This window comes from Mycolicibacter sp. MU0102, assembly GCF_963378105.1.
Lineage (GTDB): Bacteria > Actinomycetota > Actinomycetes > Mycobacteriales > Mycobacteriaceae > Mycobacterium > Mycobacterium holstebronense.
In genome coordinates this window covers 4,573,519-4,589,239 of sequence record NZ_OY726398.1, presented here as the reverse complement: position 1 = coordinate 4,589,239, position 15,721 = coordinate 4,573,519, and the positions used below count along the sequence as shown (strand labels likewise).

General features: G+C 66.9%; 17 protein-coding genes and 1 pseudogene. 10 read left to right on the top strand and 8 right to left on the bottom strand.

What is annotated here, in order from left to right:
* Positions 1–215: 215 nt before the first annotated feature.
* Entirely contained in the window at positions 216–2,498 is a 2,283-nt protein-coding gene (locus RCP37_RS21290; protein WP_308484902.1) for a cellulase family glycosylhydrolase, read from the top strand.
* 24 nt (positions 2,499–2,522) lie between these two features.
* Here the strand turns inward: RCP37_RS21290 and RCP37_RS21285 are convergent, their stop codons facing one another.
* Positions 2,523–3,272, bottom strand: a complete 750-nt coding sequence (locus RCP37_RS21285; protein ID WP_308484901.1) for a CPBP family intramembrane glutamic endopeptidase — start codon at positions 3,270–3,272, stop codon at positions 2,523–2,525.
* 31 nt (positions 3,273–3,303) lie between these two features.
* Positions 3,304–4,143: a DUF2470 domain-containing protein gene (locus RCP37_RS21280; RefSeq protein WP_308484900.1), complete on the bottom strand. Its 840-nt coding sequence runs from the start codon at positions 4,141–4,143 to the stop codon at positions 3,304–3,306.
* 132 nt (positions 4,144–4,275) lie between these two features.
* Here RCP37_RS21280 and pheA point away from each other — a divergent pair.
* Positions 4,276–5,106, top strand: a pseudogene (gene pheA / locus RCP37_RS21275) (prephenate dehydratase); the annotation flags it as partial.
* 32 nt (positions 5,107–5,138) lie between these two features.
* A complete protein-coding gene (locus RCP37_RS21270; protein ID WP_308484899.1) occupies positions 5,139–5,828 on the top strand; it encodes a histidine phosphatase family protein in 690 nt (229 codons plus the stop codon).
* On the opposite strand, the gene RCP37_RS21265 is transcribed toward RCP37_RS21270, so the two are convergent.
* The 3 genes from RCP37_RS21265 to RCP37_RS21255 are packed head-to-tail and all read right to left on the bottom strand — an operon-like array spanning position 5,825 to position 7,529.
* Positions 5,825–6,013, bottom strand: a complete 189-nt coding sequence (locus RCP37_RS21265) for a hypothetical protein (protein WP_308484898.1) — start codon at positions 6,011–6,013, stop codon at positions 5,825–5,827. The two genes, RCP37_RS21270 and RCP37_RS21265, sit on opposite strands and share 4 nt — an antisense overlap.
* A gap of 59 nt (positions 6,014–6,072) precedes the next feature.
* Positions 6,073–6,423 (bottom strand): metallopeptidase family protein, encoded by a 351-nt coding sequence (locus RCP37_RS21260; protein ID WP_224974483.1) that lies wholly within the window; start codon positions 6,421–6,423, stop codon positions 6,073–6,075.
* On the bottom strand, positions 6,420–7,529 hold the full coding sequence (locus RCP37_RS21255) for a septum formation family protein (RefSeq protein ID WP_373693080.1): 1,110 nt from the start codon (positions 7,527–7,529) through the stop codon (positions 6,420–6,422). The genes RCP37_RS21260 and RCP37_RS21255 overlap by 4 nt, the downstream gene beginning before the upstream one ends.
* An 82-nt stretch (positions 7,530–7,611) precedes the next feature.
* On the opposite strand from RCP37_RS21255, the gene serS reads away from it, so the two are divergent.
* Positions 7,612–8,874 carry a serine--tRNA ligase gene (gene serS, locus RCP37_RS21250; protein WP_308484896.1) on the top strand — a complete coding sequence of 421 codons (1,263 nt, stop codon included), beginning with the start codon at positions 7,612–7,614 and terminating at the stop codon, positions 8,872–8,874.
* 12 nt (positions 8,875–8,886) lie between these two features.
* Here serS and RCP37_RS21245 read toward each other — a convergent pair whose 3' ends face one another.
* Complete coding sequence (locus RCP37_RS21245) at positions 8,887–9,444, bottom strand: TetR/AcrR family transcriptional regulator (protein ID WP_308484895.1); 558 nt, start codon at positions 9,442–9,444, stop codon at positions 8,887–8,889.
* Positions 9,445–9,595: 151 nt separating this feature from the next.
* On the opposite strand from RCP37_RS21245, the gene RCP37_RS21240 reads away from it, so the two are divergent.
* From RCP37_RS21240 to RCP37_RS21220, 5 genes are read left to right on the top strand one after another with little or no spacing between them, the layout of a single operon-like run.
* Positions 9,596–9,817 carry a hypothetical protein gene (locus RCP37_RS21240; protein ID WP_308484894.1) on the top strand — a complete coding sequence of 74 codons (222 nt, stop codon included), beginning with the start codon at positions 9,596–9,598 and terminating at the stop codon, positions 9,815–9,817.
* A complete protein-coding gene (locus tag RCP37_RS21235; RefSeq protein WP_308484893.1) occupies positions 9,814–10,239 on the top strand; it encodes an MmpS family transport accessory protein in 426 nt (141 codons plus the stop codon). Before RCP37_RS21240 ends, RCP37_RS21235 begins: the two co-directional genes overlap by 4 nt.
* On the top strand, positions 10,236–13,181 hold the full coding sequence (locus RCP37_RS21230; protein ID WP_308484892.1) for an MMPL/RND family transporter: 2,946 nt from the start codon (positions 10,236–10,238) through the stop codon (positions 13,179–13,181). Before RCP37_RS21235 ends, RCP37_RS21230 begins: the two co-directional genes overlap by 4 nt.
* The gene (locus RCP37_RS21225; RefSeq protein ID WP_308484891.1) at positions 13,181–13,513 is read left to right on the top strand and encodes a DUF732 domain-containing protein; all 333 of its coding nucleotides are present in this window, start codon (positions 13,181–13,183) and stop codon (positions 13,511–13,513) included. The genes RCP37_RS21230 and RCP37_RS21225 overlap by 1 nt, the downstream gene beginning before the upstream one ends.
* Positions 13,510–13,950: a DUF5078 domain-containing protein gene (locus RCP37_RS21220; protein WP_308484890.1), complete on the top strand. Its 441-nt coding sequence runs from the start codon at positions 13,510–13,512 to the stop codon at positions 13,948–13,950. The genes RCP37_RS21225 and RCP37_RS21220 overlap by 4 nt, the downstream gene beginning before the upstream one ends.
* Positions 13,951–13,954: 4 nt before the next feature.
* Here RCP37_RS21220 and RCP37_RS21215 read toward each other — a convergent pair whose 3' ends face one another.
* Positions 13,955–14,515, bottom strand: coding sequence for a TetR/AcrR family transcriptional regulator (locus RCP37_RS21215; RefSeq protein WP_308484889.1), 561 nt, complete (start codon positions 14,513–14,515; stop codon positions 13,955–13,957).
* Between the two features lie 67 nt (positions 14,516–14,582).
* The gene (locus tag RCP37_RS21210; protein WP_308484888.1) at positions 14,583–15,056 is read right to left on the bottom strand and encodes a DUF2834 domain-containing protein; all 474 of its coding nucleotides are present in this window, start codon (positions 15,054–15,056) and stop codon (positions 14,583–14,585) included.
* A gap of 80 nt (positions 15,057–15,136) precedes the next feature.
* Here RCP37_RS21210 and RCP37_RS21205 point away from each other — a divergent pair, with 80 nt between their 5' ends.
* On the top strand, positions 15,137–15,721 hold the full coding sequence (locus tag RCP37_RS21205) for a TetR/AcrR family transcriptional regulator (protein WP_308484887.1): 585 nt from the start codon (positions 15,137–15,139) through the stop codon (positions 15,719–15,721).

The following is a 15,721-nucleotide window of genomic DNA, read 5'->3' as shown; positions in this document are numbered from 1 at the left end:
ATTCCGCGGAATTCTCAGCGATTATTAGTAATCTTCCGAAGAAATCGTTATCTTGGCCACGTCATTCGCCGCCGCGAACATGAAGAGAGGTCTACCCGCAGATGACTCGTCAGTGCAGCACGAAGCGGAACAGTCGGGTCGGTGCGGCGGTCCCAGCTTCGCCTCTCCTACGTCGAGCCTCGCTGAACCGCCGGGTCGCCGGGTTGGGTACGGCCGTGGGGGCGTTTCTGGCGTTCGGGGTGATGCCGATGGCACCGGCGCCGGTGGCGTCTGCCGAGGGCTTCGAGGACGTGTTCGAACAGGTACTGGCGCCGTTTATGGATACGACTACCGGCGGCCTGGACTGGGATGCGGTGTTCAGTCCGGCGGCCTGGGACGCGTTCGCCTCCTCGGCCAACTGGGATGGCCTGCTGGCTGGATCGGCAGCTGGGTCGTTGAGCCTGGACAGCTTGCTGTACCCGGACGTGGCGGCGTTGGTCCAGAACTGGGTCTACAACCCGCTCTACAGCGGTATCGACTGGTTGGTCACTAACCCGTTGCTGGCGCCGGTGGTCGATGTGTACAACCAGATCAGTGGGGCGCTGGGCCTGGGCCTGATGATCGGCGATGGCGCGGACGGCACTGCCGAGCACGTCGCCGGTGGTGCGGGCGGCTGGTTGTTCGGTGACGGCGGGGCCGGCTGGGACAACACCGAGGTCGGTGGCGCCGGTGGAGCCGGCGGATCGGCCGGCTTCTTCGGTAACGGTGGCGCCGGTGGTGAAGGCGGCGAGAGCGGCAGCGGTGGTGTCGGCGGAGCCGGCGGTTGGTACATGGGCGTCGGTGGCGCCGGCGGAGCCGGTGGCGACGGCGTCAACGGCGGCATCGGCGGGGCCGGTGGCGACGGGCGCGGGTGGATGCTCGGTATTGGCGGGGCTGGTGGTGACGGCGGCGACGGCACCCACCTCGGCGGCAACGGCGGTGACGGCGGAAACGGGTCGATCTGGTTCGGCGGCGGCGGCGCCGGCGGTGACGGCGGCAACGGCGTCTACCTGGGCCAGGGGGATCTGCCCGCCCTGGGCGGGGCGGGCGGGCTCGCCGGATCGCTGGGCACCCACGGCGCGGTGGGCCACTTCGGCACGCTGGATGGAGCTCCGGAGAAGGCCCTGGCCGAACTCCACACATCCGGCAACTGGATCGTCGACCAGGACGGCCGGGTGGTCATCCTGCAGGGCGTCAACCAGGTGTACAAGTCGCCGCCGTTCACGCCGGGCGGTGGCGGCTTCGGCGACGACGACGCGGCGTTCCTGGCCGCCAACGGCTTCACCGCGGTACGCGTTGGCCTGTACTGGGACCAGATCGAACCGCAGCCCGGGGTCTACAACTGGGCCTACCTCGAGTCGGTCATGGAGACCATCCAGACGCTTAAGTCGCACGGCATCGTCAGCATCCTCGACATGCACCAGGACCTCTACGGTGTGGACATCGGCGGCCACGGCGCACCGGACTGGGCGACGATGTTCAACCCCGACAACAACGACACCACCCAGCCTTTCCCGTTCGCCTACGCGCTTAACCCGGCGCAGAACCAGGCCTGGGATGCGTTCTGGGCCAACGAAAAGGTCGACGGCATCGGGCTGCAGAACTACTACGCCAGGATGTGGCAGACCGTCGCCGACTACTTCGGTGGCACCCCCGGCGTGGTCGGCTACGAGATCATGAACGAGCCGTGGGCCGGCTCGTCGTGGTTGGGCAGCCTGCTCGGCAACCCGCACTTCGACACCCAGTCGCTGACCCCGTTCTACGACCAGGTGATCTCGGCGATCCGGTCAGTGGACTCGAGCACCACGGTGTACTACGAGCCGAACGTTTTGTTCGGCAACGCAACTGCGGGCATCAACATGCGCGGGGTCGACGACGACAACGCCGTTTTCTCGTTCCACGACTACTGCATCTTCGACGCCCTGGGCGCTGGCAGTTCCGCCGGCTGCTCGCTCTGGGACGGGATGATGATGGAGAACGCCCAGCGTTACATCGACCGCTACGGCGTTCCGGGCGTGGTCACCGAGTTCGGAGCCACCGGCAACATCGACACCATCGCCAGCCAGCTGAACTCGATCAACCCGCACAAGTTCGGCTGGCTGTACTGGGGCTACAACGACACGGGCTCGCTGGTGCACAACACCAACCTGCCGCCGACCGGCGACAACGTCAACGAGCCCATTGTGGCGACGCTGGCCCAGCCGTATCCGCAGGTGATCGCCGGTATCCCGAACAGCTGGTCGTTCGAGAACGGGGTCTTCTCGTTCAGCTACTCCACGGCGATCGCCGGTGGCGCGGGCAACTTCGACGCCGGGTCGGAGACCCGGATCTCGATTCCGGACGTCCAGTTCCCGGACGGCTACCAGGTCAGCGTCACCGGTGGTGAGGTCGTCTCGGCGAACAACGCCTCGGTGCTGGTGATCGAATCCAACGCCGGCGCCACCACCATCACCGTCACGGTGACCCGGGCTGCGGGCTGAGGTCTGCGCGGGCCGCGGTAGCGGTCACCGCAGCCAGCCGAGCTTGTCGGCGAACAGCGCGTACCCGACGAACGCCACGGTGTCGATCAGGGCGTGCGCCAGGATCAGTGGCCACAACCGTCCGGTGCGCTGCCAGGCGTAGCCGAACACCAGGCCCATCGCGATGTTGCCGAGGCCGGCCCCGAAGCCTTGATAGAGGTGGTAGGCGCCGCGCAGCAGGGCTGAACAGGCCAGCGCCACCCGCGGCGAAACCCGCAGCTGCGGTAGCCGGGTCAGCAGGTAGCCGACCACGATCACTTCCTCGGCGAACCCGTTGGCGAACGCGATCACGATCAGCATCGGAGCGCGCCACCAAGTGTCGTTGATCGCAGCGGGAATGACGTCGGCATTGAGGCCCAGGGTTCGCGCCAGCAGGTACAGGCCCAGGCCCGGCAACCCGATCAGGGCGGCCAGGCCGAGTGCTCCGGCCAGGTCGGTGCGGCGGGGTCGCCCGTTCAGTCCGATGCGGGCGGGTCCGAATCCGCTGCGCCACAGCAGGTACAACGCCAGTGCGCCCCAGGCGATCAGTTGCACCGCCCAGGCGGCGTTGAGACCGAGGTCGATCAGGTCGAAATAAGACCGGCGAGGGTTCAGGGGGATCCGCTGGGCGCGAAGGTCGCGCAGCACCGCGTCGGCGAGCTGCAGAATCGCGGTGACGGCGCTCAGGCCGTAAGTGACCGCCAGAACCAGAATGATCTCCAGGCGCAGCGTGCGCGGGGTCTGGCGCTCGGTCACCTCGCCACGGTAGCCGCTCGACTCCGTGCGGCTACTGCTCCTGGCGTCGGGGCTGTAGCCCGTTGAGAAATGGGCAGCCCATCAGTGCGCGCACCGCCCGGTTCAGGCTCATTACGTCCTCGACCGGCCGCGGGAAGCTGAGCCGGACGTCGCGGTCCCCGTCTGTGGCCTCGATCCGCAGCCACATGCCGTAGCGATCCACCGCAAGCGGGCGGGCCTGGCCGCGGCGCAGCTGCGGCGGCAGCTTGGCGGCGGCGAGCCGGGCGACCATCTCGGGGTGCGCCGAGTCGAGGTGCTGCAGCCAATGCGCCTCGATCGCGCAGAACGGGTCGGGTCGGGCTGCCAGCAGCTCGTGCACGTCGACCGCCTCGGCTCCGGTGGCGTCGGCCAGCACCGCCGACTCGGGCGTCAGCCGCAGCAGCGCGTAGTCGACGTCTGCGTCGCTGCTCTCCGGTGCAGCCATATCGCGGGAGTGCGACGCCGAGCGCGGTGAGACGACCTGGAGCAGAGCCGGGTTGGGGTCGACCGCCGCGATCCGGTCCAGAAGTATCGGGATCTCGCGGTCGGGCACTGGGCGCAACAGGCCCCGGATCCACGCCAGCGCACGCACGCGTTCGCGCAGCCGCAACGGCGCGTGATCGGTCAGCTCGAGCATCGCCTGCACGCCGGAGTCGGCGGCGGCCCGCGCGACCGGGTCCTCGACCGGGACCGCGACCACCAGGGATCCGTCCCGCAGCAGGTGGCAGACCGGTGCGTTGACCGGGGCGGCGTCGGCGGCGTCGGCGATCGCCAAGAGGGCCTGACCGCGGATGCAGGCGCTGCGAATCCGCTCGGCGGACGTCGGGACGGTTGCTGCTGTAGTCGTGGCCATCGATCACCTTTCGAAGTGAGGTAAGCCTAACTTAATTAATGACTCGGGTGGGCGCAACAGGAATTGCGGAATGACCTCACGCTCGCGCCGCCGGTGAGCGCGCCGACGGGCTGCGGCCGATAGGGTTGTCCGGTGACCCGCATCAGCTATCTCGGCCCGGCGGGGACCTTCACCGAAGCGGCGCTGCTCGCGTTGAATGGCGCCGGACGGGTTCCCGGCGCCGACCTTCAACCGGTGCCGGCCGAGAGCACGCCGGCCGCTCTCGAGGCGGTGCGCTCCGGCGCCACCGACTACGCGTGTGTGCCGATCGAGAACTCGATCGAGGGCGGGGTGACGCCCACGCTGGACGGCCTCGCGGCCGGGGCGCCGTTGCAGATATTCGCCGAAACCGCCCTGGACGTCTCGTTCTCGATCGTCGTCGCGCCGGGTCGCGGCGAAGCGGCAATTCGCACTGTGGCCGCCCATCCGGTGGCGGGTGCCCAAGTGCGGCGCTGGCTGGCCGAGCACCTGCCCGGGGCCCACACTGTGCCGGCCAACTCCAATGCCGCTGCGGCGCAGCAGGTCTACGACGGTGAGGTGGATGCCGGCGTGAGCACCGCGCTGGCTGCCCAGCAGCGTGGCTTGGTGGCGCTGGCCGAGGGAGTCATCGACGAGCCCAATGCGCGCACGCGCTTCGTGCTGGTGGGTGCCCCGGCGCCTCCTCCGGCGCGCACCGGCGCCGACCGGACGTCGGTGGTGCTGCGCCTCGATAACGCGCCCGGAGCGTTGGCGGCAGCCCTGACCGAGTTCGGAAGTCGCAGTATCGATCTGACTCGCATCGAGTCGCGCCCGACCCGCACCGAGCTGGGCACGTATCTGTTCTTCCTGGACTGCGTCGGACACATCGACGACGAAGCCGTCGCCGAGGCACTGCAGGCCCTGCGCCGCAGCTGCGCCGACGTCCGCTACCTGGGCTCCTGGCCCATCGAGCCGGTAGGTCGATGCGGGGTGGTGTCATGAGCGGGCGTCTGGTGCTGCTGCGCCACGGCCAGTCCTACGGCAACGTCGACCGTCGACTCGACACCCGCCCGCCGGGATCGGAACTGACCCCGCTGGGTCGCGACCAAGCCAGGGCTTTCGCCGCCGAGGGCATCCACCGTCCGATGCTGGTCGCCCATTCGGTGGCCACCCGCGCGGTTCAGACCGCTGCCGAGATCAGCGGACGGCTCGGCGTGACCGCCCGCGCCCTGGACGGTATTCACGAGGTACAGGCCGGCTCGCTGGAGAACCGCAGCGACGACGACGCGATCGCCGAGTTCAACGCGATTTATCAGCGCTGGCACTCCGGCGAACCCGGCATCGCATTGCCCGGCGGGGAATCGGCCGAACAGGTGCTCGATCGCTACCTGCCGGTCGTCACCGATCTGCGGCTGCGCTACCTCGACGACGACGACTGGACCGGGGACGTCGTCGTGGTCAGCCACGGCGCGGCGATCCGACTGGCGGCGGCGACGCTGGCGGGTGTGGACGGCAGTTTCGTGCTGGACAACCACCTGGAGAACGCCACCGCCGTGGTGCTGGCGCCGATCACCGACGGCCGATGGAGCTGTGTGCAGTGGGGCTCGCTGACGCCGCCGTTCTATCCGGAACCGCACCCGGACCCGGTCGGCGACGCGTTGCGGTCCGACACCGACCCGATGGGCTAGACCGCCAGCGCGTACACCTCGGCGCAGCGGCACCCGACCGCCTCGCAGTCCAGGGCGAACGAGTGCGGCAGCACCTCGCCGGGGCAGCCGTCCTCAGTGCACTCCGCGGCCTGCTGTACGTGGTGGATGAGTGTGCCGTGGCAGTGCTCCAGCCCCGCCCGGCAGTCTCGGCAGTGATCATCCATGGATCGTTCCTAGCACTGCGTGCCGACAAGGTCGTTCCGGCGCGCCGCGTCGGGCGCCGTTAACTCCAGCCCAGTTCGTGCAGCCGGTCGTCGTCGATGCCGAAGTGATGGGCGATCTCGTGGATCACCGTGATCCGGACCTCGTCGACCACTTCGTTGTCGGACTCGCACATCTCCAGCAGCGCATCCCGGTAGATGGTGATGGTGTCCGGCAACGACCCGGCATAGCTTGAATCGCGCTCGGTCAGCGCCACCCCTTCATAGAGGCCGAGCAGGTCGGGTTCCTCGGCGTTGCGGTCGGCCACCAGGATCACCACGTTGTCGAAGGCGGCGGCCAGCTCGGGCGGAATCAGGTCCAGCGCGTCGGATACGAGATCGTCGAACCGGCGCGGGTCCATCTGGACACTCACCGCGGCTGGCTACCGGTGGGCAGTTGGTTCAGCCGCTCCGCGGGGATCGACGGCGGCGGGATCGGGGGCTGGCCGTTGATCAGCAGCGATCCGCGGGCACTGTTGATCAGCGCCGCCCAGCCGCCGTTGCCCAGGGTGGCGCCCAGGCTGCAGGCCACCTCGCGACTGCCCGCCGACCAGCTGGGCAGGGAGACAGTGGCGTAGGTCAACGTCAGCGTCGTATCGCGCAGCTGCACCGGGTCGAGGTAGGCGTCGGTGAGCCGGGTGCAGGACTCTTTGATGAACGCATCCTGCTCAGGCTCGGGCGGCAGCGCATCGGGGAACCGTTCGGCCAGGTTGACCGTGCCGGTGACCTCCTTGGTATGCGGTGCGGCGCAGTCGACCGGAACGTCGTTGGGCTGGTTGGTGGCCGGATCGATGCCCAGGCAGGTGCCCGGCGGCCAGACCTTGGACTGGTCGATGTCGGCGATCTTGCCGACGAACGCGGTCTGCTGGCCGCCCACGCCCGGCAGTTGCAGGCCGCACAACATCCGGCGCTCACCGTGCTGGCGCCACGCGCGTTCGCCCGCCCACAGCATGCTGGCCACGAACTTGCTGTGCGGATCGAACTTCGCACCGAGATAGCGGCGCACCGACGACTCGCACTGCTCCTGGGTGATCTGCTCGATGCGGGCCATCGACGGCGGCGGGGCATCGGGACCGTATTCGGCGCCCGGGAACATCTTCATGTCCACCGGGCCGGCCACCTCGAATTTGTGCTCGTCGGCGCAGCTGACGATCGTCGCCGCGTCCAAGTCGTTCTCCGGCCAGTTCAGGCAGTCGCCGGCAACGGCATGGTCGATCGCCTCGTTGCCCTTGACCGTGCCCAGCCCCAGTCCCGGACCGGTGCCTTTGCCGCCCGCACCCGGTGCCGGCTCGGCGTTCAGATGGCCCAGCAGCCCGCCTGGGCCCTCGCCGAGGACGGGCACCACGGTGATCAGACCGGCGATCAGCAGCCCACCCAACGCGGTCAGCAACAGGGCGCGGCGCGTAGGGGCGGCCTGGAGCGTGCGTCGCCAAGACACCCGCTTGGCGGGTGGATTCTCCTGGTCGGCTGCCTCTGACATCGCGTCCATTCTGACAGGCAGCCGCTGGGGCGTGACAAATGATGCGAAAGTGATACAGCCGGCCAGGTTGTAGGGTTTTGCCGTGATCGACCTGAAGCTGCTGCGTGAAGATCCCGACCGTGTCCGCCGCTCCCAGGTGGGTCGCGGTGAGGACCCGGCCCTGGTGGACGCCTTGCTGGCCGCCGACACCGCACGTCGCGCCGCCATCGCGGCCGCGGACTCGATGCGTGCCGAACAGAAGACCGCCAGCCGGTCGGTCGGAGCGGCCTCACCCGAGGAACGCCCCGCCCTGCTGGCGCAGGCCAAAGAGCTGGCCGAGCAGGTCAAGGCGGCCGAGACCGCCCAAGGAGCGGCCGAGACCGCGTTCACCGCTGCGCACATGGCGATCGCCAACGTGGTGATCGACGGAGTCCCCCCCGGCGGCGAGGACGACTTTGCGGTGCTCGACGTGGTCGGTGAGCCACCGGCCATCGAGAATCCGCGGGACCATCTCGAGCTCGGTGAGGCGCTGGGCCTGATCGACATGGGCCGCGGAGCCAAGGTCTCCGGTTCGCGGTTCTACTTCCTGACCGGTCGCGGCGCGCTATTGCAGCTGGGTCTGTTGCAGCTGGCGGTGCGGCTGGCCGTCGACAACGGATTCACCCCGATGATCACCCCGTCGCTGGTCCGGCCTGAAGTCATGTCCGGCACCGGCTTTCTGGGTGCGCACGCCGACGAGGTGTATCGGCTCGAAGCCGACGACCTGTATCTGGTGGGCACCTCCGAGGTGCCGCTGGCCGGCTACCACTCCGATGAGATCCTGGATCTGTCGGGCGGACCGCTGCGCTACGCCGGCTGGTCGTCGTGCTTCCGCCGGGAGGCCGGCAGCTACGGCAAGGACACCCGCGGCATCATCCGGGTACACCAGTTCGACAAGGTCGAAGGGTTCGTCTACTGCCGGCCCGAGGACGCCGAAGGCGAACACGACCGGCTGCTCGGCTGGCAGCGCGAGATGCTGGCCCGAATCGAGGTGCCCTACCGGGTGATCGATGTCGCCGCAGGCGATCTCGGATCCTCGGCCGCCCGCAAATTCGACTGTGAAGCGTGGGTGCCCTCTCAAGGCACCTACCGGGAGCTGACGTCGACGTCGAACTGCACCACCTTCCAGGCCCGCCGGCTGGCCACCCGCTACCGCGACGAGAACGGCAAGCCGCAGACCGCGGCCACCCTCAACGGCACCCTGGCCACCACCCGCTGGCTGGTGGCAATTCTGGAGAATCACCAGCAGCCCGACGGCAGCGTGCGGGTGCCGCCGGCGCTGGTGCCCTACGTCGGCGTCGAGGTCTTGGAGCCGTCCGGCTCCTGACCCGCGTCCGCGTCAGGCGGCAAAGAGCCGGCGCGAGCAGTCCAACAGCATCCGGTGCAGTTCCTCGTTGGGAATGTCCGAAACCGCGGGATCGGCTGCCGCGCCCAGAATTCCGGGCACCAGCACCGCGATCGCGATGAGGGTGGCCGGGTCGGGCTGGGGTCCCGCCAGGATCGCCTGCAGGCGCCGGGAGGCGTCCCGGAAGTCTCCGATGGCCTCGACGATCCCCACCACGGCGGGATCGGTGTGGACCAGGGCCGTGGTGCGGCGGTGCCGGACAGCCAGCTCGATGATGCCGCTGATGGTGGCCTCGCGCTGCACCTCGCGAGAGTCGATGGCCTCGGCGATGGCGACCACCCGGGAGATGTCCTCGAACACCGGACGAAACACCGCGACCACGATGTCGTCCTTGCAGTGGAATTGGTAATACACCGCCGATTTATTGACACCCAATCGGTCGGCGATCATCTGCAGCGACGTGCCGCTCACCCCATGCTCGGCGAACAGCCCTTGCGCGGCCTCTAATACGCGCTCCCGCGCGAAACCCCGCGGCGCCATCGTCTTCGCCACTCCCATGCCTCCCTGCACCGGTCGACCGCTCACTGGCGTGAGCCACGTCGCACAGTTCTGCTGACCGATCGCTTGATTCTACTTTACTGATCGTATAACTTAGCTTTCCGTCACGCTTAACCGCAGATCCGGATTGGAAAGGGCGTCGCTGATGCTGAACCCACAGGTGCACAAGCTTTCCCGCTCTGATCCGGCCACGCTGGCCCCGGGCTTCACGGCCTATGTGGTTGACGCGCCGGAGATCGTGGCTGGCGACCATCCGTTGTTCGATGCGATCGCCGAACTCGGCGCCACGGCGAATCGGTTTGCGGCCGACACCCATGTCCTGGTGGTGGTCAGCAAGGCCGGCGGCACGGCGGGGTCTGATCGATGAAGGCGTTGCGGCGGGCATGGATGCCGCTGCTCATCGTGGCGGTGGTGGTGCTCGGGACGCTGACCGTTCTGCGGCTGCGCACCTACTTCGGCGGCGACAACTCGCACCTGATCAGCACCAAAGTCGACGACACCAAGCCGTACAACCCGAAGGTCGTGACCTATGAGGTCTTCGGTGAACCCGGCGCGACGGCCGACATCAGCTACCTCGACCTCGACAGCAAGCCGCAGCGCGTCGACGCCGCGACGCTGCCGTGGTCGGTGACCCTGAGCACCACGTTGTCCGCGGTATCGCCGAACCTCTACGCGCAGGGCAAAGGCTCCACCCTGGGCTGTCGCATCAGCATCGACAACGAGCTCAAAGACGAGAGAACCGCCACCGGCGTCAGCGCCCTGACCTTCTGCTTGGTGAAATCTGCATGAGCACTTCCACGGACAACTTCCCCCCCGAGGCGCCGACCGAGGTTATCCCCGCTGCGACTGACCACGCCAACCCCGGCCGGATTGCCAAATGGATTCGGCGCCTAGCTATTCCGATCATGCTGGGCTGGATCGCGATCATCGTTTTGGCGAACGTGACCGTCCCCCAGCTGGAGAAGGTCGCCGAGATGGCCGCGGTCCAGATGACTCCGGACGACGCGCCGTCGATGATCGCCGTCAAACGGCAGGGTGAGGTGTTCAAGGAGTTCACCTCCAACAGCTCGGTCATGCTGGTCCTCGAGGGCGACGAGCCACTGGGCGCAGACGCCCACCACTACTACGACCAGATCATCGCCAAACTCAAGACCGACACCACCCACGTCGAACACATCCAGGACTTCTGGGGTGATCGCCTGACGGCCGCGGGAGCCCAGAGCCCGGACGGCAAGAGCGCGTACGTGCAGATCTATACCGCGGGCAACCAGGGCGAGGCGCTGGCCAACGAATCGGTCAAAGCGGTCAACCAAGCAGTAGACAGTGTCACCGCGCCACCGGGCGTGAAGGCGTATGTGACCGGCGGTGCAGCGTTGGCGGCCGATCAGGACAAGGCCGGCACTCGCAGCATGCACATGATCGAGTCGCTGACGTTCGTGGTCATCATCACCATGATGCTGGCGGTCTACCGATCGATCACCACCGTGGCGTTGGCGCTGGCGATGGTGGTGACCGGGCTGGCCTCGGCCCGCGGCATCGTGGCATTCCTGGGCTATCACGGGCTGATCGGGCTTTCACCCTTCGCTACCAGCCTGCTGGTGACACTGGCCATCGCGGCAGCCACCGATTACGCGATCTTCCTGATCGGCCGATATCAGGAAGCGCGCAGCTCCGGTGAAGACCGGGAACAGGCGTACTACACCATGTTTCGCAGCACCGCCCATGTGGTGCTCGGCTCGGGCATGACCATCGCCGGTGCCACGCTGTGCCTGCACTTCACCCGGTTGCCCTACTTCCAGTCGTTGGGGATTCCGCTGGGAATCGGCATGACTGTCGTCGTCATCACCTCGCTGACGATGGGCGCTGCCGTCATCTCGGTGGCCGGCCGATTCGGGACCCTGCTGGAACCTAAGCGGGCCAACCGTGGGCGCGGCTGGCGGAAGATCGGCGCGGCCGTAAGTCGTTGGCCGGGACCGATTCTGATCGCCGCAACCGCAGTAGCCTTGGTCGGAATCCTCGCGCTGCCCGGATACAAGCCCGGCTACAACGACCGCGCGTACATGCCCTCGGATCTACCCGCCAACCAAGGGTTTCTGGCCTCGGATCGGCACTTTCCCTCCGCGCGGATGAACCCCGAGATGCTCATGATCGAAACAGACCACGACATCCGAAACTCCGGGGACTTTCTGGTGATCGAGCGAATCGCCAAACGAGTCACCGGGGTGGAGGGCGTGTCCCGGGTCATGTCCATCACCCGGCCCCAGGGTATTCCGATGGAACACTCCACCTTCGGCTACATGCTCGGCATGCAGGCCGTCAGCCAGGACATGACCCGCAAGTTCAACGATGACCGCACAACGGAGATGTTGGCCCAGGCAGAGGAGATGCAGGTCAACATCGACACGATGACAAAGATGATCGAGCTCATGGAGGAGATGAACGCCACCATGGGGCGCATGGTCGGCAAGATGCACCTGATGGTCGGCGACATCGAAGAACTGCGCGACAAGATCGCCAACTTCGACGACTTCTTCCGGCCGATGCGTAGCTACTTCTACTGGGAGCCGCACTGTTTCGACATCCCCATCTGCCACGCGCTGCGATCGGTCTTCGATGCCATGGATGGAGTCGACACCATGACCGACAGCTTCAAGCAGATCGTTCCGGACATGGACGCGATGGCCGCGCAGCTGCCGCAGATGCTCACGCTGATGCCGCCGATGATCCAGATGATGAAGAACACCAAGGCCATGATGCTGACGACCTATGCCACCCAAAGTGGACTGGCCAAGCAGGCGCAGGAAGCCCAAGGGGATCCCGCCGCGATGGGGGAGGCCTTCGACAAGGCTCGCAACGACGACTCGTTCTATCTGCCTCCGGAGATCTTCGATAACGCCGAATTCCAGCGCGGCATGAAGAGTTTCGTGTCGCCGGATGGGCATGCCGTGCGGTTCATCGTCAATCACGAGGGCGATCCGCTGAGCGCAGAAGGCATCAAGCACATAGACGCGATCAAGCTTGCCGCGAAGGAAGCCATCAAGACCACCCCCTGGGAGGGCTCGAAGATCTACGTCGGTGGTACCGCCGCGATGTTCAAAGACATGCAGGAGGGCTCCAATTACGACCTGCTGATCGCCGGCGTCGCGGCGCTGTGCCTGATCTTCATCATCATGCTGATCATCACCCGTGCCGTGGTGGCCGCGCTGGTGATCGTGGGCACCGTGGTGGTGTCACTCGGCAGCGCCTTCGGGTTGTCGGTGTTGCTCTGGCAGAACATCATCGGTCTGCAGGTGCACTGGATGGTGATGGCCATGGCGGTGATCATCCTGTTGGCGGTGGGCGCCGACTACAACCTGCTGCTGGTTTCCCGTCTGCGGGAGGAGATCCACGCCGGGCTGCACACCGGCATGATCCGGGCGATGGGCGGCAGCGGGTCGGTGGTCACCGCGGCGGGACTGGTGTTCGCCTTCACGATGATGACGATGGCGATCAGTGAACTGCGGGTGATCGGTCAGGTGGGCACCACGATCGGCCTGGGGCTGCTACTTGACACCCTGATCATCCGGTCGTTCATGACGCCGTCGATCGCGACGCTGCTCGGCAAATGGTTCTGGTGGCCGCAGGTGCCGCGGCTGCGGCCCAAGCCCTCTCCCTGGCCGGCGCCGTTGCAGCGCAACCCGAGCGACGAGCTCGTGGAGTCAGGTGGCGGAGCGCATCGGGGAGGTTGGTGATGAGGTTCGGACCCGTAGCCGCGTTGGCAGCTGTGTCGGCGGCAATCATCCTCGCGGGACCGGCGCACGCCGATGTCGACACCGAATTCGCCGGCCGGTTGCACGGCTACGGGATCTACGGGGCGCGTGACTACAACGCCTGGATCGGCAAGCTCACCTGCAAGCGCTTGGCCAACGACGTCGACCGCGACGCTTCCGAGTCGGCGGCGTTCGTCGCCAAGAACATCAAAGGCGCCGACCCCCAACAGGCCTGGCAGTTTGTGGGTACGGCGCTGAGCACCTACTGCCCCGACAAGCTGACCGTTCTGGAACACGCTGGAGGTATTCGATGAACCGCAAGAGCTGGGCTCTGGCGGTAGGGCTGCTGACCGGTATGGCCGCGGCGGGGACTGCATCGGCCGATGCGACGGAGAACTTCCCGATTCCCAACCGGATGCTGCACACCACCTGTACCGCCGAACAGATCATGGCGGCCGCCCGCGATGTCACGCCGGTCTACTACGAGCGCTACATGATCGACTACAACAACAAGTCCCCGCAGGTACATGAGGCGGTGCAGGATCGGATCCACTGGTTCTTTGGCATGGATTACCCGGGCCGGCGCGCCTACTCGGAGAACCTGGCCACCGACATCTACTACGAGAAACTTGCTTTCGCGTGGCCGAACTGGGCCAAGCTGTTCTTCAACAACCACGGCGTTGCTGCCCGGACGACCGATGTGTGCGAGCAGTACCCCGCTGCCGACATGGGCGTGTGGAACTGGACCTGACCCGCTAGGTCAGTAACGCCATGATCTGCCGTGCCGTGTCCAGCAGGATCTCGTGCAGCTGTTCGTCGGCAATGTCTGCCAGTTCGGGGTCGGCTGCTGCGGTGAAGGCTCCAGCCATCAAGGTGGTCGTGATCACCCGAGTTCTGGCATCGGGATCGGGGCCCCGCAGGATGGCCGCCGCGGCGTCGCTGACGGCCATGAAGTCGTCGCGGGCCCGCACCGCGTGCTCCATGCCGCGGTCGTAGAACAGGAAGGCGAGCCGGCGGTAGCGGACGGCGAGTTCGACGACGCCACTGACGGTCACGTCCCGCTGGCCCTGCTGCGTCGGCATGGCCTCGGCGATCTTGATGACCCGGACGATATCGTCGAACATCGGCTCCACCAGCGCGACGACGATGTCATCGCGGGACCGGAACTGGTAGTAGACAGCGGGTTTGCTCACGCCCAGCCGGTCGGCGATCATCTGCATGGATGTGCCACCGATGCTGTGCTCGATGAACAGGTCCAAGGCCGCCTGCAGCACTCGCTCGCGCGCGGATCCGCGCGGTGCCACTGGCTTGGCCACGACATTCCTCCTCGTCGACGCGGCCAGCCTATCGCGGTGTGGTGGAGGCAGTCCTGCAACGACCCCGCTAGGTCGCAGCCTTGGCGTGCCGGTGCTGGCGCTCGATGGTGGCGAAGTAGAAGGCGTACGCGAACGCGCAGCTGGTGAACAGGCTCGACACGAAGTAGAGCCACGGGCGCCGCAGTCCACGCCGGTAGCCGTCGACGATGGTGAACAGCGGCAGCAGAACGACGTTGATGATCGTGTAGTCCTGGCTGGCCGAACCCGCGGCCGGGTTGGTGAACATCAGCTGGATGTACTGTGTCCAGCTGCCCGGCCCCCAGATCGGATTGTGGTTGGGGCCGTGCGCGTATTCCTGGACGAAGCGGATGTTGAAGTACCAGCCCAGCACGATCGAGCCGATGCCGATCAGGTAGTACACGACCTCCAGGGGTGAGAAGGCACTGCCCCCAGCGGGTTTCGCGAAGACCGCGCGGTTGGATGCCACGATCCACCAGATAGTCGCCAGGCCGAGCACTGCATGCACGATGAGCGAGATCATGCGGTCAGTCTCACCATGCGCCCTAAGTTTTGTCAATATTGCCATCTGGACCGGCGTGACGCTGAGGTACCTTTACGCGCATGCCACGAGCCCCGCAGACCGCGCGCAGCGAACGCACCCGCGAAGCGTTGCGGCAGGCCGCGCTGGTCCGCTTCCTGGCGCAGGGCGTGGAGGACACCTCGGCCGAGCAGATCGCCACCGACGCCGGGGTGTCGCTGCGGACGTTCTATCGGCACTTCACTTCCAAGCATGACCTGCTGTTCGCGGACTACGACGCCGGACTGCAGTGGTTCCGCAGCGCCCTGGCTGCCCGCCCGCCCGCCGAGCCGATGATCGAGGCGGTTCAGGCGGCGATCTTTGCGTTTCCCTACGACGTCGAGGCGGTGACCCGCATCGCCGCGCTGCGCGAGGAGGAACTCGATCCCGAGCGCATCGTGCGCCACATCCGGCAGGTGGAGACCGATTTCGGCGACGCGGTGGCCGAGCGGATGCGGGCCACCGCGAGGCGTGGGTCAAGTGACCCGCTGCGGGTCGCGGTGACCTCCCGCTGCATCGCGGCCGCGGTGTTCGCCGCGATGGAGGTCTGGATGCTGGGTGCGGACCGCTCGCTGGCCGAGCTGGCCCGGATGTGCCGTACTGCGCTGGACTCGCTGGGCAAACTTTAG